This is a genomic window from Rhodosalinus sp., from assembly GCF_046542825.1.
Lineage (GTDB): Bacteria > Pseudomonadota > Alphaproteobacteria > Rhodobacterales > Rhodobacteraceae > Rhodosalinus.
The window spans coordinates 16,108-38,027 of sequence record NZ_JBKHAQ010000016.1 but is presented as its reverse complement, the minus strand read 5'-3'; the positions used below and the strand labels follow the sequence as shown (position 1 = coordinate 38,027).

Sequence of the window (21,920 nt, the reverse complement as noted above, 5' to 3'; positions counted from 1 at the left end):
GCGCGCCTGCGGCAAATTTCCAGAGGGCGCGCCTGCGGCGCGACACCTTCGGTAAGCCGCCTCCGGCGGCGGTGCCTCCGGCGGGGGTATTTCTGGCAAGAGGAAGGACCAAAGCGATGTTCGACGCGAAGGTCGACGAGCTGCCGGCGGCGCCCGGCGTGGGCTACAAGGCGCGGCATTTCGAGGCGCTGACGGAGGATCCAGGCCCGGTCGGATGGATCGAAATTCACGCCGAGAACTACATGGGTTCGGGCGGGCGGCCGCAGGCGCAGCTTGCCGCTCTGGCCGCGCGCTTTCCCGTCTCGGTGCATGGTGTGGGCCTGTCCATCGGGGGCGAGGCGCCGCTCGACGCCGCCCATCTGGACCGCGTGGCCGCGCTGTGCGACCGGGTGAGGGCGGCGCGGTTTTCCGAGCACCTGGCCTGGTCCACCCATGACGGGGCCTTTCTCAACGACCTCCTGCCGCTGCCATGGACGCGCGCGACGCTCGACCGGGTGGCCGCGCATGTCGACCAGGTGCAGCAGGCGCTGGGGCGGCAGATGCTGCTGGAGAACCCGTCGAGCTACCTTGCCTTCGCGGAGGACGAGATGGCGGAGACAGACTTTCTTGCGCGGCTGGTGGCGCGCACGGGCTGCGGGCTGCTGCTGGATGTCAACAATGTCTTCGTCTCGGCGGTGAACCTCGGGTTTCGGCCGCGCGGCTATCTGGATGCCTTCCCGCTGGAGGCGGTGGGCGAGATCCACCTGGGCGGCCATGCGGAGGAGGCCGACGGGCATGGCGCGCCGCTGCTGATCGACGACCACGGGGCGCCGGTGGCCGATCCGGTCTGGGCACTTCTGGGCGATGTGCTGGCGCGCACCGGGCCGCGGCCTGTGCTGATCGAATGGGACACGGATGTGCCGGACTGGCCCGTGCTGCGCGCCGAGGCCGCGCGCGCGGCCGCCGCGCTGGAGGCGGTGGGATGAGCCAGGACGCCTTTCGCGCGGCGCTGCTGGACCCGGCCCGACCGGCACCTGCGGGCCTGCGTGACGGGGCGGGCCGGGCGGCCGGGGCGCGCTTCGACGTCTATCGCAACAACGTGGCCGCCGGCCTGATCGAGGCGCTGGAGACCGGGTTTCCGGCCCTGCGCGCGCTGCTTGGGGCCGCGCGGTTCGGGGCGCTGGCGCTGCAGTTCCTGCGCGCGCATCCGCCGCGCGATCCGCGGCTCGCCTTCTACGGGACAGAGCTGCCGGCGTTCCTGGATGTCTTCGCACCGCTTGCGCGGTTCGGCTGGGCCGCGGACCTTGCGCGTCTGGAGATGGCGCTGCGCGCGGCCTATCACGCCGCGGATGCGGCGCCCTTGGACCCCCACGCGCTAGGCGCCCTGCCAGCCGAGGCGCTGGCCAGGACCCGGCTGCGGCTTGCGCCGACTGTCAGGCTCGTCGTGTCGCGCTGGCCGGTATCGGCACTGCACGCGCATGCGCTGGGGCACGGGCCGCGTCCGGCGGCGGGCGGCGAAGAGGTGCTGGTGACGCGCCCCGGTTTCGACCCGGTGACACAGGTGCTGCCGCCCGGCGGCGCAGCCGCAGTGGCCGCGCTTGCGGCGGGGCGGACGCTGGCCGCGGCGCAGGAGGCGGGCCTTGGCGCAGACGCCCAGTTCGATCTTGGCCCGGTGCTGGCCGCGCTGCTTGGCGGTGGCGCGATTGCCGGGCTCCTGCCCCCCGAAGAGGAGGTTTCCCGATGACCGCAGACACCGCGCCCCCCGCGCCCGCCCGCGCCCTGCCCCGCTGGGCGGTCCGCACGCTGGCCAGCGACGAGGTCCTTCTGCCGAGCCTTGCGCGCTTCACCTTTGCCGCGGTGCTGCTGGTCTACTTCTGGCATGCGGCTGCGACCAAGCTGGGCCCCGGCCTCTTCGGCCTCTTCCAGCCGGCGATGGGGGCCTATGCACAGATCTTCCCCCGCGCGATGGAGGCGGCGGGCTACGATCCCGGCCAGCTGGGCCTCTGGCACCGGGCCGTCGTGGTGGCGGGCACGGCGGCGGAGTTTGTTCTGCCCCTGCTGATCGTGCTGGGGCTTGTGACCCGCCTTGCCGCGCTGGGGATGATCGGCTTCGTCGTGATCCAGAGTCTGACGGACCTTTACGGCCACGGCGGGATCGCGCACGTCGAGACGCTTGGGGCCTGGTTCGACCGGCTGCCGGACGGTGCGATCCTGGACCAGCGCCTCTTGTGGGTCTTCGTGCTGGTCACGCTGGTGGCGAAGGGCGCCGGGCCGCTTTCGCTCGACCGGGTGCTGGCGGTGCGGCTGGGGCGTAGAGACCCGCCCGGGAATGCGCCTTAGGCTCGTCCGGCCGGCCACCGGCGCCAGAAGGTCCGCGGCCCGCGCAAAGGCGATCGGGGACATGGTGAAGACGTCCAAGCCGAAGGCGGGCCACATGCTCACGGCCGAGACGAGCACACGCATGCCGCGCCAGGCCGCCCGCGATCGCCGGCTGCGGCGCGATCACCGCCGCGACCCGCAGCGACGCGGAGGGTCGGGCAGGGCAGAGAACCGCGTCGCCTGCCTGTGCCGCAGGGTGCGCCGGGTCCAGCCGTGGCCGGCGAGGCCCATCCTCGTGCCCGCGAGCCCTGCGACGAGGTCGAGGCTGACAGCCGCGCTGCGCGATCACCTGCCTTTCCGGTCGCATCCCGGACGAGACAGGCGCGCCTCCGCCGCCGGGACCGCGCGGGATCAGACGCCCAGCGCCTCGCGCACCTGCGGACTCCAGCCCAGATGCAGCCCCGCTCCGGTCTGGATCAGCGGGCGCTTCATCACCGCCGGGTGGCGGCGGATCAGGTCGACCACCGGCAGCGCGCGCTCTTCTTCCGACAGGTTGCGCCAGGTGGCCGAACGGCGGTTCACCAGATCGGCGCCGAAGGTCTCGGCCGCCCGTTCAAGCACGCCTTCCGGGAATCCCTCGGCGCGGACATCGACGAAGGTGATGTCCTCCAGCGCCTTCGACGCCTTGCGGCAGGTGTCGCAGGTGGTCAGTCCGTAGATGATCATGCCGTTTCCCTCGCAGTCGCGCGGTGCAGAGCAGGCGGATCGCCCGCAGCTTGCCTCCGCAGCTGTTGTTTCGCTTGCATTTTACAATCGCCGTGCAATCCTGTTGCGGCGGCCCCCTGCGCTTCAGTCGCCAGCCTCGCCCTGACACGAGCCGGCCCTGAGGTCGGCGACCGCATCCTGCCCGTCACGACGGGCGGGGACTGTGCAACGAAGGGAGACACGGGACAATGCCGAACGGCACCGTGAAATGGTTCAATACCGCCAAGGGCTACGGCTTCATCGCGCCCGAGGACGGAGGAAAGGATGTGTTCGTGCACATATCGGCTGTCGAGCGCTCGGGGCTGACCGGTCTTGCCGACAATCAGCGCGTGTCCTACGAACTGCGCGAGGGGCGCGACGGGCGTACCATGGCGGCGGACCTCAAACCCCTGTGACATCGCCAATGGGACTCAGGCCGCCTGCATCCGCGCGGCCTCGTCGCGGGCAAGTCCGATCAGGTCGGCCATGTAGGGCTTGACCCTGTCCTCGCTGCGCGTCGCGGCGTAGAGCCTGCGCGTCAGACCGGCCGCGGTCAGCGGACGGGTGACATAGTCGGACGAGTATTTCACCTCTCTGACCACCCAGTCCGGCAGCACCGCGACACCACGGTTCGAGGCCACCAGCAGCAGGATGACCGCGGTCAGTTCGACCGGGCGGATCGCCGCCGGCTCGACCTTGGCGGGCGTGAGCAGCTGGCTGAACACGTCGAGGCGCGCGCGTTCCACGGGGTAGGTGATCAGCGTCTCGCCGCGGAAATCCTGCGCCTCGACGAAGCGCTTTTGCGCCAGCGGATGCTGCGCGGAGGCGACGAAGACGGGCGCGTAGTCGAAGAGCGGCGTGAAGGTGACGCCGGGCAGGTCCTCGGGGTCCGAAGAGACCACCAGATCCACCTCCTCCTTCTGCAAGGCAGGGAGCGCGTCGAAGGCGAGGCCGGGGCGGATATCCACATCCACGTCGGGCCAGGACTTGCGGAAGGCCTCGAGCACGGGAAAGAGCCATTCGAAACAGGCGTGACACTCGATGGCGATGTGCAGCCGGCCGGTGCGGCCCGCGCGCAGCCCCGCGAACTCGGCCTGTACCGCGTCGATTTCCGGCAGCACCTTGTCGGCCAGCCGCAACAGGCGCTGGCCGGCGGCCGACAGGCGCAGGGGCTTCGACCGGCGCACGAAAAGCTCCACGCCGACCTGATCCTCCAGCCCCTTGATCTGGTGGCTGAGCGCGGACTGCGTGATGTTGAGCCGATCAGCCGCGCGGGCGAGGCCGCCCTCGTCGTGGATCGCCTTGATCGAGCGCAGGTGGCGGAATTCGAGGTGCATCTTCATATGACGCTCATCTTCGTGATGAAGGATATGAGTTTGTTTCACGGACGGGTCCGTGCGACAAGGGTTTGCCGCATAAAGGGGGTCCCCATGACCGACGCGCCCGCCGTTTCCTTCGAATTCTTCCCGCCCAAGACGCTGGAGGCCTCGTTCCGGCTGTGGGACACGGTGCAGGTGCTGGCGCCGCTGGAGCCGCGCTTCGTCTCTGTCACCTATGGCGCCGGCGGCACGACGCGCGAGCTGACCCGCGACGCGGTGGGCACGTTGCACAAGCATTCGGGCCTCAACGTGGCCGCGCATCTGACCTGCGTGAACGCGTCGAAGGCCGAGACGCTGGAGATCGCCGAAGGCTTCGCCAGGGCGGGCGTGACCGAGATCGTCGCGCTGCGCGGCGATCCGCCCAAGGGCGAGGGTAGCTTCACGCCGCACCCCGAGGGCTTCGCCAATTCGGCCGAACTGGTCGAGGCGCTGGCCGGGACGGGCAAGTTCACCATCCGCGTGGGGGCCTACCCGGATCCCCACCCCGATGCGCGCCACGAGACTTCCGACGTCGACTGGCTCAAGCGCAAGATCGACGCGGGCGCCGACGAGGCGATCACGCAGTTCTTCTTCGAGGCGGACACCTTCTTCCGCTTCCGCGACCGCTGCGCGAAGGCCGGGATCGATGCGCCGATCGTGCCCGGCATCATGCCGATCGAGAACTGGGCCGGCATCAAGCGCTTCGCGAAGATGTGCGGCGCGGTGATCCCCGACTGGCTCGACCGGGCCTTCGACAGGGCCGAGCGCGACGGGCGCTCCGACCTGCTGGCCACCGCCGTGTGCACCGAGCTCTGCACGCAGCTGATCGAGGGCGGGGTCGACAAGCTGCATTTCTACACGCTCAACAAGCCCGAACTGACGCGCGATGTCTGCTTCGCACTGGGCGTGAAGCCCGAGATGAAGCTGGAACACGTCGCCTGAGCCAAGGCGCTTGACAAGCGCCTTGCAAGCGGTTTCGAAACCGCTTGCAAGGGCCTTCCAAGGCCCTTGCCCGGCGCCCGGATCACGCAGAATCGACTCGCGGCATGCGGGGCGCGGGCATACTCTCGGCCCATGTTCGACGCCCGCCTTCGCCCGCTGATCGACCCGCCGCTGGACCGGCTGGGCCGGCATCTCGCGCGCGCCGGGCTGGGTGCGGACGCGGTGACGCTGGGCGGGCTCGCGCTGGGGCTCGGGGCCGCGGCGCTGATCGCCACGGGCCACCCCGACTGGGCGCTGCTGCCGCTCCTGCTCAGCCGGCTTGCCGACGGGCTCGACGGCGCCGTCGCGCGGGCGACCCGGCGCTCGGACTTCGGCGGCTATCTCGACATCACCAGCGACTTTCTCTTCTACGCGGCGATCCCGCTGGGCTTCGTCTGGCTCGACCCGGGCGCCAACGGCGCGGCCGGCGCCTTCCTCCTCGCCAGCTTCTATTTCAACGGCGCCACCTTCCTGGGCTTTGCCGTGCTGGCCGAGAAGGCGCGGATGCGCACCGACGCGCGCGGGGTGAAGTCGCTCTATTTCACCGGCGGGCTGCTGGAGGGGGCCGAGACCATCGGCTTCTTCGTGCTGATCTGCCTGCTGCCGGGCTGGTTCGTGCCGCTCGCCTGGGTCTTCGGTGCGCTGTGCTTCCTCACGGCCGGCGCGCGCCTTCTGCTGGCGCGCAAGGTCTTTCCCGCAACCTCGACAAGGGACGTCCCATGAAACGCACGCTCGCCGCGGCGCTGGTCGCGCTGCCCTGCCTTGCCCTCGCCGAGCCCGAGCCGGCCGACTGGGACGTCGTGCTGGATGAGGCGCGGGGCCAGACCGTCTACTGGAACGCCTGGGGCGGCGCGACCAACACCAACGATTTCATCGCCTGGGTGAGCAAGCGCGTGGCAGAGGAGTATGGCGTGACGGTCGAGCACGTGAAGCTCGCCGATGCGGCCGACGCCGTGAGCCGCGTTCTGGCCGAAAAGACCGCCGGGCAGGACAGCGGCGGGGCCATCGACCTCATCTGGATCAACGGCGAGAACTTTGCCGCGATGAAGGAGAACGGCCTGCTCTTCGGCCCCTTCGCCGAAGACCTGCCCAACTGGCAATACGTCGATGTCGAGGGCAAGCCCGTCACGGTGGACTTCACCGTGCCGACCGAGGGCTTTGAGAGCCCCTGGGCCACCGCGCAGGTGGTCTTCATGTACGATTCCGCCGACATGGACCCCTTGCCCTCGATGCAGGCGATCCTCGACTGGGCAAAGGCCAACCCGGGCCGCTTCACCTATCCCCAGCCGCCCGATTTCTTGGGCGCCACCTTCCTGAAACAGGCGCTCTACGGCGTGGTGGAGGACCCCGAGGTGTTACTGGCGCCTGCGGATCGGGCGGATTACGCCGCCGTCACCGCGCCGCTCTGGGACTACGTCGAGGCGCTGACCCCGCATCTGTGGCGACAGGGCCGGGCCTATCCGCAGTCCGGGCCGCGGCAGTTGCAACTGATCGCCGACGACGAGATCGACCTCGCCATCTCCTTCAGCCCGGGCGAGGCCTCGGCCGCGATCGCGAATTTCCAGCTGCCCGACACGGTGCGCACCTTCGTCCCCGAGGGCGGCACCATCGGCAACGCGAGCTTCGTCGCCATCCCCTACAACGCCTCGGCCAAGGCCGGCGCGATGGTGGTAGCGAACTTCCTGCTCTCGCCCGAGGCGCAGGCGCGGGCGCTCGATCCCGACATCCTGGGCTACGGCACGGTGCTTGACATGGAGAAGCTGCCGACGAAGGAGCGGGCGCGTTTCGAGGGGATCGAACTGGGCATCGCCACCCTTTCGCCCGACGACCTCGGGCCCGCCCTGCCAGAGCCGCATCCCACCTGGATGGAGATGATCGAGCGCGACTGGATCGACCGCTACGGCGTGGCCGAGTGAGCGTGCAAGGATGAGACGGGCGGGCGCCCTCGCCCGCGGCCCGACGCGCGCGCCCCTGCCCCGGCCCCGGCTGCTGCCGGCCGTGCCGCTGATGACGGTGGCGCTGCTGACCCTGCCGGTCGGCGCGGGGCTGCTGGGCACGGCGCTGCCGGCCTTCGGCGTGATGCCCGCGCTGGGGCGCGTCGAACCCGGGCTCGACGCCTTTCGCGCGCTGGGCGCCTGGCCCGGCCTGCCTGCGGCGGCCCGGCTGTCGGTGACCACGGGGCTTGCCGCGACGGTGCTGTCGCTGGCAGTGACCATGCTGATCGTGGCCAGCTGGTCGGGCACGCGCGTCTTTGCCGCGATCCGCAGGGCGCTGGCGCCGCTTTTGTCGGTGCCTCATGCGGCGGCGGCCTTCGGCCTTGCCTTCCTGATCGCGCCGTCGGGCTGGGCGATGCGCGCGCTCTCGCCCTGGGCCACGGGCATGGAACGCCCGCCCGACTGGCTGATCGTGCAGGACCCGCTGGGGCTCGCGCTGATCGCCGGACTGGTGGCCAAGGAGGTGCCCTTCCTGCTGCTGATGTCGATCGCCGCGCTGGGCCAGACCGACGAGCGGCGCGCGCGGGCGGTGGCGGCGGGCCTGGGCTACGGGCGCGAGGCGGCGTGGTTCCGGACGGTCTTTCCCCGCCTCTACCGGCTGATACGGCTGCCGGTCTACGTCGTGCTGGCCTATTCGATGACGGTGGTGGACGTGGCGGTCATTCTCGGGCCCAACACGCCGCCCAGCCTTTCGGTGCAGATCGTTCGCTGGATGAGCGATCCGGATCTCGCGCTGCGGCTGCAGGCGGCGGCCGGCGCGGTGCTGCAGCTGGGGCTCGTTGCGACGGCGCTCGCGGTCTGGCGCGCGGGCGAACTGGCCGTGGCCGCACTGGGCCGCGGCTGGGCGCGCTCGGGCCGGCGCGGGCCGCGGGGACTCGGGCCGCGCGCGCTGTCGCTGTCGCTGGCCACGCTTTCGGGCGGCGCCGTTCTGGCGGGTCTGGCGGTGCAGGCGCTCTGGTCGTTCGCGGCGCTCTGGTCCTTCCCGCAGGCCTTTCCCGACGCGCTGACGCTGCGCAGCTGGGCGCGGCACGGGCCGGAGCTTGCAGACCTGCTGCTGACCACCGCCGCCATCGCGGGCCTTTCGGCGGCGATCGCGCTGGTCCTTGCGCTGGGCTGCCTCGAAGCCGAGGAGCGTTACGGGCTCAGGATCGGCCGCGGCGGCCTCTGGCTGCTCTACGCGCCGCTCATCGTGCCGCAGGTGGCCTTTCTGCCCGGCTTGCAGGCCGCGCTCCTGTGGTCGGGCGCGCAGAGCGGGCTCTGGGCGGTGACGGCCGCGCATCTGGTCTTCGTCTTTCCATATGTCTTTCTTTCCCTGGGCGATCCGTGGCGGGCGTGGGACAGGCGGCTGGGCATGGTGGCAAAGAGCCTCGGCGCGGGCGCCGAGGGCGTGCTCTGGCGTGTGCGGCTGCCGATGCTGCTGGCGCCGCTGCTCACCGCCTTCGCGGTCGGCTTCGCCGTCTCGGTCGGTCAGTATCTGCCGACGCTGCTGGTGGGCGGCGGCCGGGTGGCGACAGTCACGACCGAGGCCGTGGCGCTGGCCGCGGGCGGCGACCGCCGCGCCATCGCCGTGCACGCGCTGGCCCAAACCGCCGCGGCGCTTCTGCCCTTCGCGCTGGCGGTGCTGCTGCCGCGGCTCGTGTGGCGCGACCGCAGGGGGATGCGCGATGACTGACGGGCTGCGGCTGGAGGGGCTGCGCATCACGCGCGGCGGCGCGCCGCTGCTCGCGCTCGACCTGGGCGTGAGGCCGGGCGAGGTCGCATCGGTCATGGGGCCCTCGGGCGCGGGCAAGTCCACGCTGCTCGCGGCGGTCATGGGAACGCTCGGGCCGCCCTTCGCGCTTGCCGGCCGCGTGCGCCTTGACGGGCGCGACGTGACTTCGCTGCCGCCGGAGCGGCGCGGCATCGGGATCCTGTTTCAGGACGATCTGCTCTTTCCGCACCTTTCCGTCGGAGACAATCTGGCCTTCGGCCTGTCGCGCCGCGTGCGGGGCCGCGCCGCCCGCCGCGCCGCGGTCGAGGCCGCGCTCGACGAGGCGGGCCTTGCCGGCATGGCGCAGCGCGACCCCGCCACGCTGTCGGGCGGCGAGCGGCTGCGGGTCGCGCTGATGCGAACGCTGCTGGCGGAGCCCCGCGCGCTCCTGCTCGACGAGCCCTTCGCCAGCCTCGACCGCGACCGCCGCGACAGGATGCGGCGGCTGGTCTTCGACCGGGTGCGCGCCCGCGGCCTGCCGGTGCTGATGGTCACCCACGATCCCGAGGATGCCGAGGCGGCGGCAGGCCCGGTGGTGCGCATCGCCGGAGCCTGATCCCTGTCCATCGCCGTCCGTCCGACGTGCTGCACCCGAGTCGGCGCAGCGGTCGCCCGAGGGTGCAGGAAAGCGTCAGAGGCGGCAGACCCAGGTGTTGCGCATTCAGGCGATACGGATTCATGTGATACGGATTCATGTGATAGGGACTCAGGGGCGCGGGTCTCCGGCGGCCCGCTCGACGGCGGACCCCTGTCCCAGAAGCAGCACCGCGAAAAGCTCCGCGACCGCTTCGAGCCGTTCCCCGGAAGCCCCGCCATCGCAGCTCAGCGTGACACCGTCGAAGATGGAAATCACCAGATGCCCCAGGGCCTCGGTGCAGACGATGTCGCGCCGGCCGTCGGGCAAGGCATCGCTCAGGATTTCGCCGACGCGCGCCTCGCACCAGCGGCGCAGGGTTGCGGCATCGCGTGCCTCGCGTGCCCCGGTCGAGAGGGCCTGGGACAGATTGCGCGCGAAGTGGTTGTCGTCTGCTGGGATCTCGCGCCAGAGCGTGCGCAGCACCAGCCTGATCCGCGCCTCGGGGTCGGTGACGCCCTCAGCCCGCGCTTCAAGGCCCTCGATACGGTCGCGCAGCCAGGGCTCGTAGACCGCCAGAAGAATATCCAGCTTCGATCCGAAATACACATAGATGTTCGCGGGCGAGGTATTCGCCCGCCGCGCGATGGCCGACATCGTCGCATTCGCATAGCCCCTCTCTCGAAAAAGGGCGCCTGCCGCCTCGAGGATGCCGTCGCGTATCTCTGGCTTCTTCTTTTGAACCATTTCGCCAGTTCCATCGCAAAGGAGTTAGGGCTTAAAGTCAAGCGCGATTATCGCACGATTCGCCGGGTTAAGGTTGTATCGTACAGCCGTCCGTGCAGGCACGGGAGCGGCCCGCATCGCCCCAAAGCCGACACATTGGCGATTTTCCTTCGCCATCCTGCAGCGTTATAGTCCTGCGCGAGGCAGACAGTGGAGCAGCCATGCGCATCATCCTTCACGCGGGCACGCTCGCCACCGACGAGGATCGGCTGGTCAGGACCCTCCTGCGCAACGCGGACATCCTGTCTCGGCGCGGCGTGGCGGTGCCAGGCCCCTCGCGCTACCGCCAGATCCTGCGCGACACGCTGGTCTCGATGCGGCGCGCGGAGCCGGCGCCCGACGCCCGCGAGGTGCTGCTGGATGCGCTTCTGGACCGTCCGGAGGACGAGGTGGAGCGCCTGATCCTGTCCAACGACCGGTTCTTTGCGGCGCCGCAGCAGGCCTTTGCCGGCGGCGTGCTCTTTCCGCAGGCCGAGGAGCGGCTGGTCAACATGCAGCGTCTCTTCGACGCGGACGAGCTGCATCTCTATCTCGCCGTCCGCGACCCGGCGACCTTCCTGCCGGCGGTCTATGCCGCTCTGAAGGGCCCCTCGCCTGCCGACATGCTCCAGGGCCTCGAGCCGCGAGACTTCAACTGGTCCACGCTGATCGGTCGGCTGCGCGCGGCGGCGCCCGGCGTCCCGGTCACGCTGTGGTGCTACGAGGACAGCCCGGTCCTGTGGGGCACGATCCTGCGCGACATGGCCGGGCTGGAGGAGGGCACGAAGATTTCCGGCGCCTTCGATCTTCTGTCCGAGATCATGTCGGTCGAGGGCATGCAGCGCTTCCGCGCCTATCTTGCCGAACACCCGGAGATGACCGAGCCCTACAAGATGCGGGTGATGGCGGCCTTTCTCGACAAGTACCAGATCGAGGAGATGGTCGAGGAAGAGGTGGACATGCCCGGCTGGACCGACGCTATGGTCGAGGAGATGAGCGAAGCCTACGAGGCCGACGTGGCGCATATCGCGCAGATGGAGGGCGTGCGCCTGCTCACGCCCTGAACTTCAGCGTTCGGCCTTCTTTTCCCAACGGCCCGATTCCTCGGACCAGTATTGCGCGCGGCAGTCCGCGCCGGTCAGCGCGGCCCATTGCCCGCGCGCCCGGTCGAGCGCGGCCGCGTCGTTGCCGTCGAAGAGCACGCAGACCCGTTCCAGCGCCTGCACCTCTTCGGGCGCCACCTCTGCCCCGTCCACGGACATCAGGCAGGCGGCAGAATTGGGCGTCTCGCGTTCGGTGGTCAGCAGCACCGGCTGGCGCGCGTCGTGCTCGCCGCCTGCCAGCCCGTGTGGCAGGAACTGGTCCTCAGGCCCCAGCCAGAGCTTTTCGTCGAGCCAGGCCATGCGCTCGGGGTCGCGCCCCCGCACCACCACGCGCCAGCCGCGTGCAAGCGACGCCTCCAGCAACTGCGGCAGCGCCGCCTCGAGCGGGCGGCGCGTGAGATGGTAGAAATAGGCCGCGCCCATCAGCCCTCGAAACGATCCGCCACCAGCCGGTCCAGCGCCATGACGCCCCAGCCGGTCGCGCCCTTGGGCGAGAGCGGCAGGTCCTTGGACTGCCGCGCGACGCCGGCGATGTCGATGTGGACCCAGGGCGTGTCTTCCTTGACGAAGCGGCCCAGGAACTGCGCCGCGGTGATCGAGCCCGCGGCCCGGCCGCCCACGTTCTTGATGTCCGCGATGTCGGACTTCAGAAGCTCGTCGTAAGCATCGCCCATGGGCAGCCGCCAGGCGCCCTCGCCCTCGGCCTCGGCGGCCTTTTCCAGCGCGCCGCAGAGCGTGTCGTCGTTCGAGAAGAGGCCCGCGCGTTCGTTGCCCAGCGCGACGATCATGGCGCCCGTCAGCGTGGCAAGGTCGATCATGCCCGCCGGCTTGAACCGTTCCTGCGCGTACCACATCACGTCGGCCAGCACGAGCCGGCCCTCGGCGTCGGTATTGATGACCTCTATGGTGTCCCCCTTCATGGATTTCACCACGTCGCCGGGGCGCGTCGCGGTGCCCGACGGCATGTTCTCGACCAGCCCGACAAGGCCCACGACATTGGCCTTCGCCTTGCGCAGCGCCAGCGCCTTCATGACGCCCGCGACCACGCCGGCGCCGCCCATGTCCATGGTCATCTCCTCCATGCCCTGCGCGGGCTTGAGCGAAATGCCGCCGGTGTCGAAGACCACCCCCTTGCCGCAGAGCGCCAGCGGGGCCGCGTCCCTGTCGCCGCCGGACCATTCCATCACCACGACCTTGGAGGGCGAGGCAGAACCCTGCCCCACGCTGAGCAGGCTGCCCATGCCCAGCTTTTCCAGCGCGTCTTCCTCCAGCACCTCGACCTTCAGGCCGAGATCGGAAAGCGCCACGAGCCGGTCGGCGAATTCGGTGGTGGTCAGGATGTTCGCGGGTTCGTTGACCAGATCGCGGGTGAAGAACACGCCCTCCGCCACGGCCGCGCGGGGCGCAAAGGCGGCCTCGGCTTCCTCGTGTTTCGCCGACCACAGCGTGATCGCGGCCGGGCTGTCGCCATTGTCCTCGCCGCGCGTCGACTTGTGCGCATCGAAGGCATAGCCGCGCAGCGCGGCGCCGAAGGCCAGTTCGTGCAGCAGCCTCCGGTTCGCGCCGATCACGGTGAGCGCCGCGCCCTTCGCGGCACGGCCCAGCGTGCCGCCGGCCTTGCGCGCCTCTGCCACGGTGGGGCGCGGCGGCAGGTTCACGACCTCGACCGCCTCGGCCGACACGCCGGCCGGCCAGGCCAGCGTCATCGCCTCGCCCCGCTTGAGCTTGGCGAAGCCCGGGGAGGCGACCGCCCGTTCCACCGCGCCCCTGGTCAGCCGGTTGAGCCGGCGTGCCGTCTGGTCGAGCCGTGCGCCCGGTTCGGCAAGCACCGCGATGCGGCCTTCGAGCGTGGCGAGCGCCTCTGCGTCGGGGGCGGCGAAACGGACGGCGGCGGGTCGGGTCATCGGCGTCTCCTGGGGCTTCGTTGCGGCGTTGGCGGAGTCCTAGAGCGCGTCCGGGTGATTGGCCAGATAGGAGTTTGCCCCCCGGCCGCGTTTCGATAGTCTGCCGCCCGCACCGCCGTGCAACCTGGGGGGTCGCTTGGCAAGATTCGACCGATATCTGATCGGGCAGCTGATGTTGCTGTTCGGTTTCTTCTCGCTCGTGCTGGTGGGCGTCTACTGGGTGAACCGCGCCGTGATCCTGTTCGACCAGCTTCTGGCCGACGGCCACTCGGCGATGGTGTTCCTGGAGTTCACCCTGCTCGCCCTGCCCAAGGTCATCAACATGGTGCTGCCGATGGCGGCCTTCGCGGCAAGCGTCTATGTCGTCAACCGCCTCTCCGCCGACAGCGAACTGACGGTGATGCAGGCCACCGGCTTCTCGCCCTGGCGCATCGCGCGCCCGGTGGCGATCTTCGGGCTGATCGTGGCAGGGATGATGGCGATCCTGACCAATGTCGTGCTTCCCGCTGCAAGCGAGGAACTCGACCGCCGCGAGTCCGAGATCGCAACCTCGGTCTCTGCGCGTCTCCTGCGCGACGGCGCCTTCCTGCATCCGGCGCGCGGTGTGACCTTCTACATACGCGAGATCACCGCCGACGGCGAATTGCTGGACGTCTATCTGTCCGATCGTCGCCGCCCGTCCCGCAGCGTCACTTATACCGCCGAGCTCGCCTATCTCCTGCGCGAGGGCGATACCACGCGGCTCGTCATGGTGGACGGGTTGGCGCAAACGCTCGACGCGGCGGACCAACGCCTGTCGGTCACCCATTTCGCCGAGTTTTCCTATGACGTGAGCCGGCTGATCGAGGGCGCCGGAGCGATGCGGGTGCGGCCCTCGCATCTGTCCACTCTGCAACTCCTGACAACCCCCGGTGCCGTCGCGGAGACCACCGGCTATTCGATACCAAGCGTGCTGGAGGAGGGGCATCTTCGCCTGCAAGAGCCGATGCTCGGCCTCGTGGCAGCGCTGATCGGGGTAGCGACCCTGCTCGCCGGCGGTTTCAGCCGGCTGGGCCTGGGCCGGCAGATGGTTCTGGCGGTGCTCTTTCTGGTCGTGGTCAAGATGGTCGAGGGCGCGCTGGGCAGCGTGATCCAGGCACAGGCACGCGCCTGGCCGCTGATCTATGTGCCGGTGGCCTTGGGCCTGGGGATTGCGTGGGCGCTGTTGTGGTATGCGGCACGGCCGAAAGGCCGGCGTCGCAGGAGCGCCGGCGCCGAGGCGGCAACATGACCCTGCATCTCTACTTCGCGCGCCGCTTTGGCGTGATGTTCCTTGCGGTCGGGGGCTCTGTCACGCTCTTCGTGGCGCTTCTCGATCTCATCGAACAGGTGCGCGCCGCCGACAGCGGCGTCACCTTCCGGCAGGTCGTCGGGCTCACGCTGCTCAACCTGCCCTCGGGGCTCTACGAATTCCTGCCGCTCATCGTCATCCTTGCCGCGATCGCGCTCTTTCTCGGTCTTGCCCGCTCGTCCGAACTGGTGGTGACCCGGGCGGCGGGGCGCTCTGGGCTGGCCGCGCTGATCGGGCCGGTCCTGGTGGCCGCACTCATCGGTGCGCTGGCGGTGGCCGTTCTCAACCCGCTCGTCGCCGCCACCTCGACGCGCTATGCCGAACTGCGCGAAAGCTACGAGGGCGGCGGCTCGGTCCTGTCGATCGGGCGCGAGGGGCTGTGGCTGCGGCAGGGGGATGCCGGGGGCCAGACGGTGATTCGCGCCACCCGCACCAATCCCGAGGCAACGGTGCTCTACGATGTGAGCTTCGTGGAATATGCGCCCTCCGGCGGGCCGGAACGGCGCATCGATGCACGCCGCGCCGAACTGCGCGACGGCGCCTGGGACCTGAGCGAGGTGAAGGTCTGGCCGCTGGGCCCCGGCATCAACCCCGAGGCGCGGGCAGAGCGGGCAGAGCGGCTTTCCCTGTCCTCTTCGCTGACGCAGGAGCGCATCCGCGACAGCTTTGGCAAGCCCTCGGCGGTGGCGGTCTGGCGCCTGCCCGATTTCATCGGCCAGCTCGAGGAGGCAGGCTTTTCCGCGCGCCGCCACGCCGTCTGGCTGCAGATGGAACTGGCGCGGCCGCTCTTCCTGGTCTCGCTGGTGATCGTGGCCGCCGGATTCACCATGCGCCACCCGCGCGCCGGGCGCGCCGGCCCTTATGTGCTGGCGGCCGTGCTGCTGGGCTTCGGGCTGCACTACATCCGCAATTTCGCGCAGATCCTCGGCGAGACCGGGCAGATCACGCCCTGGGTCGCCGGCTGGACGCCGCCCGTGGCGGCACTTCTGCTGGCAATGGGTCTGATCCTGCACCGGGAGGAGGGCTGATGCGCGCGGCGCTCTGCGCCGCGGCGCTCGCTCTGGCGCTCGTCTTCGCGCCGGCCCTGGCGTCCGCGCAGAATGCAGCGCCCGACCCTTCCGCCATCCTGCTCGCGGACCGCATCTGGCTGGAAGGCGACGACCGGCTGGTCGCCGAGGGCGCGATCGAAGTGATGCAGGGCGAGCGGCGTCTTACCGCGCGGCGCGTCATCTATGACGCAGGCGCCGAGCGACTGCAGATCGAGGGGCCGATGAGGCTGACCGAGGGCGACGCGGACACGGTGCTGGTGGCCGACAGCGCAGCACTCGACCGCGACCTGACCGAGGGCATCCTGCGCAGCGCGCGCGTGGTGCTCGACCGACAGCTTCAGCTCGCGGCGGCGCGCGCCGATCGCGTCGCCGGGCGCTACACGGTGCTGACCAATACCTCGGTCACATCCTGCCAGGTCTGCGCGCGGGGGCGCGGACCGCTCTGGCAGATCCGCGCTCGGCAGGTGATCCACGACACCGAGGCGCGGCAGCTTTATTTCGACGGCGCGCAGCTGCGGGTGCTGGACGTGCCGGTCTTCTACCTGCCGAGGCTGCGGCTGCCGGACCCGACGCTTGCGCGCGCCCGCGGCTTTCTGACCCCCGCAATCCGCAGCACCACGCGGCTGGGTGTCGGGCTGACACTGCCCTATTTCATCCCGATCGGCGCGCACCGCGACCTCACGCTCACGCCCTATCTCTCGCCCCGGACCCGCACGATGCGGCTTCGCTACAGGCAGGCCTTCGCGCACGGCCGGATCGAGACGACCGGCGCGGCAAGCGCAGACACGCTGCGCCGCGGCGAAGCCAGAGGCTATCTCTTCGCCGAGGGCGCCTTCGACCTGGGGCGGGGCTATCGGTTGTCCTTCGACCTCGAAAGCACATCCGACAAGGCCTATCTGACCGACTACGGGTTTTCGGAAAAGGACAGGCTGGACAGCGAGATCCTGCTGTCCCGCGTGCACCGCGACGGCATCCTGGAAGCCGGACTGGTGCACTATACGTCCCTGCGGGACAACGAGGACAACGCGACCCAGCCGTCGCTCGTCCTCGATGTCCGCCACGAGCGACTGGTCTCCCCGCGCCTGGCAGGCGGTCAACTGCGGCTCTTTTCCGGCCTGCACGCCCACTACCGGTCGTCGGACAGGGACGTGGCCGGGCGCGACATGGCGCGGCTCTCCGCCGGGGCGGAGTGGACGCGCCGCTGGACGGCACCGGCCGGGATCAGGCTCGGGGTCCGTGCCGGACTGCGCGCCGACAGCGCGCGCATCCGGCAGGACAGCACGACCGACACGGGTGACACCCGGCTTGCCCCGGAGGGCGCGATCGAACTGCGCTGGCCGCTCTCCCGGTCGGGGCGCGGCGGTGCGGCACACCTGCTGGAGCCCGTCGCGATGGTGGCCTGGTCCGCGGTCGACCGGCCCGATATCCCCAACGACGCAAGCACCCGCGTGGAATTGGACGAAGGCAATCTGCTCGCCCTGTCGCGCTTTCCGGCCACCGACCGGCGCGAGCGCGGCTGGCGCGGCGCCGCCGGGCTGCGCTGGTTGCGTCACGACCCGGACGGCTGGAGCCTGGGTGCGACGGTGGGCCAGGTCTGGCGCGCAGAGGCCGAAGCCGAGTTCAGCTCCACCTCGGGCCTCGATGGAACCCGCTCCGACTTGCTGGTGGCCACGCAGCTCGATCTGAGCGAGGGGCTTCGCCTCGACGCGCGCGGCCTCTTCGGCCCCGGATTCGACGTGGCGCGCGCCGCGACCCGGGCACGCTGGCGGACCGAAAGGCTGGACCTTGCAGCGACCTATCTGCTGCTGCCGCGCGATCCGGCCGAAAACCGGCCGGAAACGCTTTCGGAGTGGGGCTTCGATGGCAGCTACCGGCTCGCGCGGCACTGGACCGGCGCGGCGGAATGGCGCTACGACATCGCAGCCGACCGAACCGCCGAGGCCGGGCTGGGCATTGCCTACCGCAACGAATGCGTCGAGGTGCGGCTTTCCGCCTCGCGCAGCTTCGCGAGTTCCGCTAACCTCGATCCCGGCACGGATTTCGGGCTGACCATCGCACTGAAAGGGTTTAGCACGGGCGGCAGCGCCAAGGAGTACCGACGCACATGCAACTGACGCGACTGACAACCGGCGTCGTCCGTTTCAGGATCATTCTCGCCCTGGCACTGGCGCTGGCGGCGCCGCTCGCAGGTGGCGCGACGGCGCAGGGCCTCTTCTCGCCCGCGATCCTCGTCAACGACCGGGTGATCTCGACCTTCGACCTGCAGCAGCGCGAGCGCTTCCTGCAACTGCTCGACGCCGCAAGCGCGAGCGAACAGCAGGCGCGGACGCAACTCGTGGAAGAGACGGTGAAGCTGGCGGAGGCGCGCCGCCTCGGGATCTCGCCGGACGCGGAGGCGATCGAGGAAGGCATGGCGGAATTCGCGGCGCGCGGCGACCTTTCGACTGATCAGTTCATGGAACTGCTCGCGCAGAACGGAATCGAGCCAGAGACCTTCGAGCGCTTCGTGCGCGCAGGCATTGCCTGGCGGCAGGTCGTGCGCGCGCGCTTCGCCGACCGCGCGGCGCCGTCGGAGACGGAAATCGACCGCGCCATCGCGGGAGCGGGTGCGGGTGCGGGCACCAACCTCCGCGTCCTGCTGTCCGAGATCATCCTTCCGGCGCCGCCGGAAGGAGCAGCGCGGGCAGAGCAGCAGGCCGCCCGGATCGCCCGCATCACCTCGTTCGCCGAATTCTCGGAGGCCGCGCGCGCGCTGTCGGCCAGCCGGTCGGCCGAGGCGGGCGGGCGCCTGGACTGGCAGGAGATCACGCGCTACCCGCCGCAGATCCGCTCCGCCCTGCTCTCGCTCGCGCCGGGCGAGGTGACCGATCCGATCCCGATCCGGAACGGCATCGCTCTTCTGCAACTGCGAGCCGTTGAAGAGACCGCCTACGAGGCGCCGGAGTATGCCGAGATCGACTATGCCGCCTACATGATTCCCGGCGGCCGGACCGAAGCGGCGCTCGAAGAAGCGCAGCGCGTGCGCACCCGCGTCGACCGCTGCGACGACCTCTACGGCGTCAACAGGGACCAGCCCGCCGATCGGCTGAGACGCGAGTCGATGGCGCCCGCCGAGATGCCGCGCGACATCGCGCTCGAGCTCGCCAAGCTCGACGCCGGCGAGATCTCCACCGCACTCACGCGCACCGACGCCGCAGGCAACCCGGTGCTGATGCTGCTGATGCTTTGTTCGCGCACGCCGGAGGCGGTGCTCGACACCTCACGCGAGGACGTGGCGAACCAGCTGCGCAACCGCCGCATCGAGGCGCTGGCCGACGGCTACCTGCAACAGCTTCTGGCGAACGCGCGCATCGTCGAGCCATGAGCGCCGCTCCAATCGCGGTCACCTGCGGCGAGCCGGCCGGCATCGGCCCGGAACTCGCGGCAAAGGCCTGGCGCGCGCTGGGGACCGACCTGCCCTTCTTCCTGGTCGGCGATCCGCGCCACCTGCCGCCCGGGACGCCCACGGTCGAGATCGCGGCGCCGGACGCAGCGCCCGCCGCCGCCGCGCAGGGCCTGCCGGTGCTGCCGCATCCCTTCCCCGCCACGGCGTTGCCCGGCCACCCCGACCCGGCGAACGCGCAAGGCGTGATCGACGCGATCGCACGGGCCGTGACGCTTGTGACGGAGGGTGCCGCCTCGGCGCTCTGCACCCTGCCCATTCACAAGCAGGCGCTGGCCGAAGGCGCGGGCTTCGCCTATCCCGGCCACACCGAGTATCTGGCAGCACTGGCCGGCGTGGAGCATGTGGTGATGATGCTCGCCTCGCCGCAGCTTCGCGTCGTGCCCGCCACGATCCACATCCCGCTTGCAGAGGTGCCGCGCGCACTGACGCCCGCCCATCTGGAGCGGGTCCTGCGGATCACCGAGGCGGGACTGCGCGACCGCTTCGGCATTGCGCGCCCCCGGATCGCGGTTGCGGGTCTCAACCCCCACGCCGGCGAGGGCGGCCGCATGGGACGCGAGGAGATCGAGGTAATCGCCCCCGTCCTGGACCGCCTGCGGGCAGAGGGGATGGACCTGCGCGGGCCGCTGTCGGCAGACACGATGTTTCACGCAGCGGCGCGTGCAGGTTACGATGCGGCCGTGGCGATGTATCACGATCAGGCGCTGATCCCGATCAAGACGCTGGATTTCGACCGTGGCGTCAACCTGACGCTGGGGCTGCCCTTCGTGCGCACCTCGCCCGACCACGGCACCGCCTTCGACATCGCCGGCACCGGGCGGGCCAACCCGTCCTCCACGATCGAGGCGCTGCAGCTGGCCGCCCGTCTCGCGGAGGGCCGCCCATGAGCCCGGCAGAGAAAATCATTCGATCGAATGATTTTCGGCGCCCTGCCCGGCGCGGCGAATTTTCGATCGAAAATTCGCCCGGCTTGCGGCCGCCCCGTTGACCTCGCTCGAGGATCTGCCGCCCCTGCGCGAGGTGATCGCGCGGCACGGGCTTTCGGCGCGCAAGGCGCTGGGGCAGAACTTCATCCTGGATCTCAACCTGACACGACGCATCGCGAGGGCGGCCGGCGACCTGGCCGCCTCGGACGTCTTCGAGGTGGGCCCCGGGCCGGGCGGCCTGACACGCGGGCTGCTGCTGGAAGGGGCGCGTCGGGTTCTGGCAGTCGAGAAGGACGCGCGCTGCCTCCCCGCACTGGCCGAGGTCGCGGCGGCGGCGCAGGGACGGCTCGAGGTGCTGCACGCCGACGCGCTCGAGGTCGATCCGCGGGAGCACCTGCGCGCGCCGATCCGCATCGTGGCGAACCTGCCGTACAACATCGGCACCGAACTTCTGGTGCGCTGGCTCACGCCCGCGGACTGGCCGCCCTGGTGGGCGAGCCTGACCCTGATGTTCCAGCGCGAGGTGGCCGAGCGGATCGTCGCGCGGCCCGGCAGCAAGGCCTACGGGCGGCTCGCGATCCTGTCGCAGTGGCGCTCGCAGGCGCGCATCGCACTCACGCTGCCACCGGCTGCCTTCACGCCGCCGCCCAAGGTCTCCTCGGCCGTGGTTCACATCGAGGCGCTGGCGCAGCCGCGCTTTCCCGCGCGGGCGGCGACGCTGCAGCGCGTGACCGCCGCCGCCTTCAACCAGCGCCGCAAGATGCTGCGCGCCGCGCTCAAGGGTCTTGCGCCGGATATCGAGCAGCATCTCGCGTCTGCCGGCATAGACCCGACAGCACGCGCGGAAAGCATTTCGATCGAGCGGTTCTGCGCGCTCGCCCGCGCGCTCGACGCGGAATAGGGATTATTCGGCGGCTTCCTTGCCGCCTTCCTCCGAACCGCTGGCGGACCCGCCGTCGCCGCCGCTGCCATCGTTCTTGCGACTGCGCGGCTTGCGGCTGCGCGGCTTGGGCTTCGGAGCTTCCTCGGGGGTATCCACGAGGCCGCTGTCGTCCGCGTCCGCAGGGCTGTCGATCACGTCGGGTTGCGCCGCGAGTTCCGAGTCGGCGTGGGCACGCTCTTCGCGGGTGTCGGAACGAGCCTCCTGCCCGTCGCGATCCTGCCGCTCGGCGCGGTCGCGGTCGCGCTGTGCCTGGCGTTCGCGATTCTCGCGTTCCTGCTGCTCGCGCCGCGCGTCCTGTTCGCGCTGCGCCTCCGACAGCAGGCGCATGTAGTGTTCCGCATGCTGCTGGAAGTTCTCGGCCGCGACCCGATCGTTGGCCAGCGTCGCGTCGCGCGCAAGCTGATTATACTTGTCGATGATCTGCTGCGGCGTGCCGCGCACCTTGCCCTCGGGGCCGGAGCTGTCGAAAACGCGGTTGACGACATTGCCCACCGAGCGGGAGCGGTTCGATTTCGACCGCGACCTGGGTTTGGAAGATCTCATGCAGTCCTGTCCAGCCTTGATGTCCGTTCCGCCCTGTGCAGCACTCTTCGCACAGTGCACGCGCCTTGCTCTTGGGCCGGGCGGTGTTTTTGGCTTGGGGCCGGCTGCGACAGGCCGGTCAGGGCGTCGCTACATCCGGCTCAAGCGCGACTAAACACGTCGTTGCGGGCAGCACAAGAGGCAATCTGCGGAAACTCACCGCATTACGGGCAA

Annotated in this window: 22 protein-coding genes; 16 read left to right on the top strand and 6 right to left on the bottom strand. The window is 70.3% G+C overall.

Annotated features, from left to right (window positions below):
• Window positions 1-116 precede the first annotated feature (116 nt).
• From ACLFOB_RS03915 to ACLFOB_RS03905, 3 genes are read left to right on the top strand one after another with little or no spacing between them, the layout of a single operon-like run.
• Window positions 117-965, top strand: coding sequence for a DUF692 family multinuclear iron-containing protein (locus ACLFOB_RS03915; protein ID WP_410918102.1), 849 nt, complete (start codon window positions 117-119; stop codon window positions 963-965).
• A complete protein-coding gene (locus tag ACLFOB_RS03910) occupies window positions 962-1,723 on the top strand; it encodes a putative DNA-binding domain-containing protein (protein ID WP_410924981.1) in 762 nt (253 codons plus the stop codon). The genes ACLFOB_RS03915 and ACLFOB_RS03910 overlap by 4 nt, the downstream gene beginning before the upstream one ends.
• Window positions 1,720-2,319 (top strand): DoxX family protein, encoded by a 600-nt coding sequence (locus tag ACLFOB_RS03905; RefSeq protein WP_410924979.1) that lies wholly within the window; start codon window positions 1,720-1,722, stop codon window positions 2,317-2,319. The genes ACLFOB_RS03910 and ACLFOB_RS03905 overlap by 4 nt, the downstream gene beginning before the upstream one ends.
• A 390-nt stretch (window positions 2,320-2,709) precedes the next feature.
• On the opposite strand, the gene ACLFOB_RS03900 is transcribed toward ACLFOB_RS03905, so the two are convergent.
• The gene (locus ACLFOB_RS03900; RefSeq protein WP_410918105.1) at window positions 2,710-3,024 is read right to left on the bottom strand and encodes an ArsC/Spx/MgsR family protein; all 315 of its coding nucleotides are present in this window, start codon (window positions 3,022-3,024) and stop codon (window positions 2,710-2,712) included.
• A gap of 227 nt (window positions 3,025-3,251) precedes the next feature.
• Between ACLFOB_RS03900 and ACLFOB_RS03895 the strand changes: the two genes are divergently transcribed.
• Window positions 3,252-3,458, top strand: a complete 207-nt coding sequence (locus tag ACLFOB_RS03895) for a cold-shock protein (RefSeq protein WP_410918106.1) — start codon at window positions 3,252-3,254, stop codon at window positions 3,456-3,458.
• 15 nt (window positions 3,459-3,473) lie between these two features.
• Here the strand turns inward: ACLFOB_RS03895 and ACLFOB_RS03890 are convergent, their stop codons facing one another.
• Window positions 3,474-4,379: a LysR family transcriptional regulator gene (locus ACLFOB_RS03890; protein WP_410918108.1), complete on the bottom strand. Its 906-nt coding sequence runs from the start codon at window positions 4,377-4,379 to the stop codon at window positions 3,474-3,476.
• A gap of 93 nt (window positions 4,380-4,472) precedes the next feature.
• On the opposite strand from ACLFOB_RS03890, the gene metF reads away from it, so the two are divergent.
• The 5 genes from metF to ACLFOB_RS03865 all read left to right on the top strand — a co-directional run bounded on the left by metF (window position 4,473) and on the right by ACLFOB_RS03865 (window position 9,681).
• Window positions 4,473-5,342: a methylenetetrahydrofolate reductase [NAD(P)H] gene (gene metF / locus ACLFOB_RS03885; RefSeq protein WP_410924977.1), complete on the top strand. Its 870-nt coding sequence runs from the start codon at window positions 4,473-4,475 to the stop codon at window positions 5,340-5,342.
• 132 nt (window positions 5,343-5,474) lie between these two features.
• Window positions 5,475-6,104: a CDP-alcohol phosphatidyltransferase family protein gene (locus ACLFOB_RS03880; RefSeq protein WP_410918260.1), complete on the top strand. Its 630-nt coding sequence runs from the start codon at window positions 5,475-5,477 to the stop codon at window positions 6,102-6,104.
• Entirely contained in the window at window positions 6,101-7,297 is a 1,197-nt protein-coding gene (locus tag ACLFOB_RS03875) for an ABC transporter substrate-binding protein (RefSeq protein ID WP_410918261.1), read from the top strand. The genes ACLFOB_RS03880 and ACLFOB_RS03875 overlap by 4 nt, the downstream gene beginning before the upstream one ends.
• 10 nt (window positions 7,298-7,307) lie before the next feature.
• Window positions 7,308-9,047 carry an ABC transporter permease gene (locus tag ACLFOB_RS03870; RefSeq protein WP_410924975.1) on the top strand — a complete coding sequence of 580 codons (1,740 nt, stop codon included), beginning with the start codon at window positions 7,308-7,310 and terminating at the stop codon, window positions 9,045-9,047.
• Window positions 9,040-9,681: an ATP-binding cassette domain-containing protein gene (locus ACLFOB_RS03865; protein ID WP_410924973.1), complete on the top strand. Its 642-nt coding sequence runs from the start codon at window positions 9,040-9,042 to the stop codon at window positions 9,679-9,681. The genes ACLFOB_RS03870 and ACLFOB_RS03865 overlap by 8 nt, the downstream gene beginning before the upstream one ends.
• A 150-nt stretch (window positions 9,682-9,831) precedes the next feature.
• On the opposite strand, the gene ACLFOB_RS03860 is transcribed toward ACLFOB_RS03865, so the two are convergent.
• Window positions 9,832-10,446 (bottom strand): TetR/AcrR family transcriptional regulator, encoded by a 615-nt coding sequence (locus ACLFOB_RS03860; RefSeq protein ID WP_410924971.1) that lies wholly within the window; start codon window positions 10,444-10,446, stop codon window positions 9,832-9,834.
• A gap of 200 nt (window positions 10,447-10,646) precedes the next feature.
• Here ACLFOB_RS03860 and ACLFOB_RS03855 point away from each other — a divergent pair, with 200 nt between their 5' ends.
• Entirely contained in the window at window positions 10,647-11,528 is an 882-nt protein-coding gene (locus ACLFOB_RS03855; RefSeq protein ID WP_410917314.1) for a hypothetical protein, read from the top strand.
• Window positions 11,529-11,531: 3 nt separating this feature from the next.
• Here ACLFOB_RS03855 and ACLFOB_RS03850 read toward each other — a convergent pair whose 3' ends face one another.
• Both ACLFOB_RS03850 and ACLFOB_RS03845 read right to left on the bottom strand, forming a co-directional pair.
• A complete protein-coding gene (locus ACLFOB_RS03850) occupies window positions 11,532-11,990 on the bottom strand; it encodes a DNA polymerase III subunit chi (protein ID WP_410917315.1) in 459 nt (152 codons plus the stop codon).
• Window positions 11,990-13,471: a leucyl aminopeptidase gene (locus tag ACLFOB_RS03845; protein ID WP_410917316.1), complete on the bottom strand. Its 1,482-nt coding sequence runs from the start codon at window positions 13,469-13,471 to the stop codon at window positions 11,990-11,992. The genes ACLFOB_RS03850 and ACLFOB_RS03845 overlap by 1 nt, the downstream gene beginning before the upstream one ends.
• A 136-nt stretch (window positions 13,472-13,607) precedes the next feature.
• Here ACLFOB_RS03845 and lptF point away from each other — a divergent pair, with 136 nt between their 5' ends.
• From lptF to rsmA, 6 genes are all read left to right on the top strand, one after another.
• A complete protein-coding gene (gene lptF / locus ACLFOB_RS03840) occupies window positions 13,608-14,741 on the top strand; it encodes an LPS export ABC transporter permease LptF (protein WP_410917317.1) in 1,134 nt (377 codons plus the stop codon).
• The gene (lptG, locus tag ACLFOB_RS03835) at window positions 14,738-15,829 is read left to right on the top strand and encodes an LPS export ABC transporter permease LptG (RefSeq protein ID WP_410924969.1); all 1,092 of its coding nucleotides are present in this window, start codon (window positions 14,738-14,740) and stop codon (window positions 15,827-15,829) included. Before lptF ends, lptG begins: the two co-directional genes overlap by 4 nt.
• Window positions 15,829-17,964: an LPS-assembly protein LptD gene (locus ACLFOB_RS03830; RefSeq protein ID WP_410917319.1), complete on the top strand. Its 2,136-nt coding sequence runs from the start codon at window positions 15,829-15,831 to the stop codon at window positions 17,962-17,964. Before lptG ends, ACLFOB_RS03830 begins: the two co-directional genes overlap by 1 nt.
• Window positions 17,955-19,214: a peptidylprolyl isomerase gene (locus tag ACLFOB_RS03825; protein ID WP_410924967.1), complete on the top strand. Its 1,260-nt coding sequence runs from the start codon at window positions 17,955-17,957 to the stop codon at window positions 19,212-19,214. Before ACLFOB_RS03830 ends, ACLFOB_RS03825 begins: the two co-directional genes overlap by 10 nt.
• Window positions 19,211-20,182: a 4-hydroxythreonine-4-phosphate dehydrogenase PdxA gene (pdxA, locus tag ACLFOB_RS03820; protein WP_410924965.1), complete on the top strand. Its 972-nt coding sequence runs from the start codon at window positions 19,211-19,213 to the stop codon at window positions 20,180-20,182. Before ACLFOB_RS03825 ends, pdxA begins: the two co-directional genes overlap by 4 nt.
• Window positions 20,183-20,279: 97 nt before the next feature.
• Window positions 20,280-21,122, top strand: coding sequence for a 16S rRNA (adenine(1518)-N(6)/adenine(1519)-N(6))-dimethyltransferase RsmA (gene rsmA / locus ACLFOB_RS03815; RefSeq protein WP_410924963.1), 843 nt, complete (start codon window positions 20,280-20,282; stop codon window positions 21,120-21,122).
• Window positions 21,123-21,125: 3 nt separating this feature from the next.
• Here rsmA and ACLFOB_RS03810 read toward each other — a convergent pair whose 3' ends face one another.
• Window positions 21,126-21,707: a DUF4167 domain-containing protein gene (locus tag ACLFOB_RS03810; protein ID WP_410924961.1), complete on the bottom strand. Its 582-nt coding sequence runs from the start codon at window positions 21,705-21,707 to the stop codon at window positions 21,126-21,128.
• Between the last annotated feature and the right edge of the window lie 213 nt (window positions 21,708-21,920).

Bases quoted from the DNA above. Each gene is read 5' to 3' on its own strand.
- ACLFOB_RS03880 (WP_410918260.1), top strand. From the start codon at position 5,475: ATGTTCGACGCCCGCCTTCGCCCGCTGATCGACCCGCCGCTGGACCGG.
- ACLFOB_RS03825 (WP_410924967.1), top strand. From the start codon at position 17,955: ATGCAACTGACGCGACTGACAACCGGCGTCGTCCGTTTCAGGATCATT.
- ACLFOB_RS03850 (WP_410917315.1), bottom strand. From the start codon at position 11,990: ATGGGCGCGGCCTATTTCTACCATCTCACGCGCCGCCCGCTCGAGGCG.
- ACLFOB_RS03910 (WP_410924981.1), top strand. From the start codon at position 962: ATGAGCCAGGACGCCTTTCGCGCGGCGCTGCTGGACCCGGCCCGACCG.
- ACLFOB_RS03895 (WP_410918106.1), top strand. From the start codon at position 3,252: ATGCCGAACGGCACCGTGAAATGGTTCAATACCGCCAAGGGCTACGGC.
- ACLFOB_RS03810 (WP_410924961.1), bottom strand. From the start codon at position 21,707: ATGAGATCTTCCAAACCCAGGTCGCGGTCGAAATCGAACCGCTCCCGC.
- ACLFOB_RS03855 (WP_410917314.1), top strand. From the start codon at position 10,647: ATGCGCATCATCCTTCACGCGGGCACGCTCGCCACCGACGAGGATCGG.
- ACLFOB_RS03900 (WP_410918105.1), bottom strand. From the start codon at position 3,024: ATGATCATCTACGGACTGACCACCTGCGACACCTGCCGCAAGGCGTCG.
- ACLFOB_RS03865 (WP_410924973.1), top strand. From the start codon at position 9,040: ATGACTGACGGGCTGCGGCTGGAGGGGCTGCGCATCACGCGCGGCGGC.
- ACLFOB_RS03905 (WP_410924979.1), top strand. From the start codon at position 1,720: ATGACCGCAGACACCGCGCCCCCCGCGCCCGCCCGCGCCCTGCCCCGC.
- ACLFOB_RS03845 (WP_410917316.1), bottom strand. From the start codon at position 13,471: ATGACCCGACCCGCCGCCGTCCGTTTCGCCGCCCCCGACGCAGAGGCG.
- ACLFOB_RS03890 (WP_410918108.1), bottom strand. From the start codon at position 4,379: ATGCACCTCGAATTCCGCCACCTGCGCTCGATCAAGGCGATCCACGAC.
- ACLFOB_RS03915 (WP_410918102.1), top strand. From the start codon at position 117: ATGTTCGACGCGAAGGTCGACGAGCTGCCGGCGGCGCCCGGCGTGGGC.
- metF (WP_410924977.1), top strand. From the start codon at position 4,473: ATGACCGACGCGCCCGCCGTTTCCTTCGAATTCTTCCCGCCCAAGACG.
- ACLFOB_RS03860 (WP_410924971.1), bottom strand. From the start codon at position 10,446: ATGGTTCAAAAGAAGAAGCCAGAGATACGCGACGGCATCCTCGAGGCG.
- ACLFOB_RS03875 (WP_410918261.1), top strand. From the start codon at position 6,101: ATGAAACGCACGCTCGCCGCGGCGCTGGTCGCGCTGCCCTGCCTTGCC.
- ACLFOB_RS03870 (WP_410924975.1), top strand. From the start codon at position 7,308: ATGAGACGGGCGGGCGCCCTCGCCCGCGGCCCGACGCGCGCGCCCCTG.
- ACLFOB_RS03830 (WP_410917319.1), top strand. From the start codon at position 15,829: ATGCGCGCGGCGCTCTGCGCCGCGGCGCTCGCTCTGGCGCTCGTCTTC.
- pdxA (WP_410924965.1), top strand. From the start codon at position 19,211: ATGAGCGCCGCTCCAATCGCGGTCACCTGCGGCGAGCCGGCCGGCATC.
- lptG (WP_410924969.1), top strand. From the start codon at position 14,738: ATGACCCTGCATCTCTACTTCGCGCGCCGCTTTGGCGTGATGTTCCTT.